General features: G+C 65.7%; 3 protein-coding genes. 2 read left to right on the top strand and 1 reads right to left on the bottom strand.

All coding sequences use genetic code 11. The annotated features are described in order from the left end of the window. Positions 1 to 790 (top strand): ATP-binding cassette domain-containing protein (locus EOA29_RS35745; RefSeq protein WP_145970018.1); only part of this gene is annotated, 790 nt, incomplete at its 5' end. A gap of 76 nt (positions 791 to 866) precedes the next feature. Here EOA29_RS35745 and EOA29_RS35740 read toward each other — a convergent pair. Next, positions 867 to 1,298, bottom strand: coding sequence for a TerB family tellurite resistance protein (locus EOA29_RS35740; RefSeq protein ID WP_126093323.1), 432 nt, complete (start codon positions 1,296 to 1,298; stop codon positions 867 to 869). A 106-nt stretch (positions 1,299 to 1,404) separates the two neighbouring features. Here EOA29_RS35740 and EOA29_RS35735 point away from each other — a divergent pair. After that, positions 1,405 to 1,641, top strand: a 237-nt coding sequence (locus EOA29_RS35735) for a TSUP family transporter (protein WP_145970019.1), incomplete at its 3' end; no start/stop codon positions are given.

Here is a 1,641-nt window from a genome sequence, read left to right as displayed (position 1 = left end):
GGATTATCCGGGGCGACGCAAATCCTTGTTCCGACCGGCAGCGTCGATCCGCGCCGTCGACGAGGTCTCGCTGACCATCGAGCCGGCCCAGTCGGTGGCGCTCGTCGGGCGCTCCGGCTGCGGCAAGTCCACGCTTGCCCGCATGATCCTGGCGCTGGACAAGCCTACGGCCGGCGCCATCCGCTTTCGCGGCGAGACCATCACCGGCAAGGCGGAGGCAGCGCTAAGACCGGCACGGCGCGACATGCAGGTGGTGTTCCAGGATCCCTACGGCTCCTTCGATCCGCGCCAGAAGGTCGAGAGGCTGGTCGCCGAACCGCTGCATCTTCTGGAGAAGCAGCCGACCAGGGCCGAGCGCCGCGAGATGGTCGCGCACGCGCTCGACGAAGTCGGGCTCGGTCCGCGCGACATGGACAAATACCCGCATGAATTCTCGGGCGGCCAGCGCCAGCGCCTGTCGATCGCCCGCGCCATCATCACCCGCCCGAAACTGGTCGTCGCCGACGAGCCAGTCTCGGCGCTGGATGTCTCGATCCGCGCCCAGATCCTCGATCTCTTCGCCGAACTCAACCAGAAGCTCGGCATCGCCTATCTCTTCATCACCCACGACCTGACGGTGGCTCGCGCCATGTCGGACGAGGTGCTGGTCATGCAGGAGGGCAAGATCATCGAGCGCGGTCGGACCGCCGACGTGCTCGACAACCCACGCTCGGAAGCGGCGCAGGCACTGGTCGCGGCGGCGCCCGATCTTCACCGCGCGATCACGCGGCGCATGCAGGAACAAGGGTGAGCAGCCGGTTCGCACCGCGCCGACAGCGAGCGCCGGGACGCTGCGAAGCAGCGGAGACCCGGCCGACCGCCGGTCCTCAGCTTTCCGGCTTGACCAAATCAACCGGGCTGATGCCGAGCAGGTCGAGCGTGCGGCGCAGAAGCTTCACCTCGCTCTCCGCCAGCTTGGAATCCGCCTTGGCGATTTCGGCCATGTGTCGGGCGAGCAGTTTGCGCCGCTCGACATCGAGGTCGCGGAACAGCGCGACCGCCTGCGAGCCGTTGGTCTCGTAGCCATAGTCGTTGAGATATTCGATGACGCTGTCGATCGAGGATTCTTGAATGCCGAAGGCTTCCCTGCAGATGCGCCGGAAGGTGACCATCTCGCTCTCCGAAACCGACCCGTCGGCCAGGATCATGCGGAACAGCATCAGAAGCTCCGCCGACAGCACCGGATCGTCCGCCACCTTGCGCACCCCCGGGTCGCCCTCGAAGATCGAGCGTATCTGATCAAGCAGCGCCATCGCCATTAGCCTTCCTTCGCTATTCCGTTCGATTGTTAGCGTGAAATCGGTCTTGCGCAAACTGGGCGCGCATGATGGAAGCTGCGGCTCCCCCCGCCTTGACCTTGGCCTGATGATCGACCTTACCCTGCAGACCGTCCTCATACTCACCGCCGCCGCTTTCGCGGCGGGCTTTGTCGATTCGATCGCCGGCGGCGGCGGCCTGATCACCATTCCGGCGTTGCTTCTGGCGGGTTTCTCTCCGGTCGCAGCGCTCGGCACCAACAAGCTGCAGGGCATGTTCGGCTCCGGCTCGGCCACCATCCACTATGCCGCCAACGGCCAGGTCAATCTGCGACGCCAACTCCCC

It is taken from the genome of Mesorhizobium sp. M1E.F.Ca.ET.063.01.1.1 (assembly GCF_003998155.1).
GTDB lineage: Bacteria > Pseudomonadota > Alphaproteobacteria > Rhizobiales > Rhizobiaceae > Mesorhizobium.
Note: the sequence above shows the minus strand (reverse complement) of the source record. Positions and strands in the feature narration are given on the sequence as shown.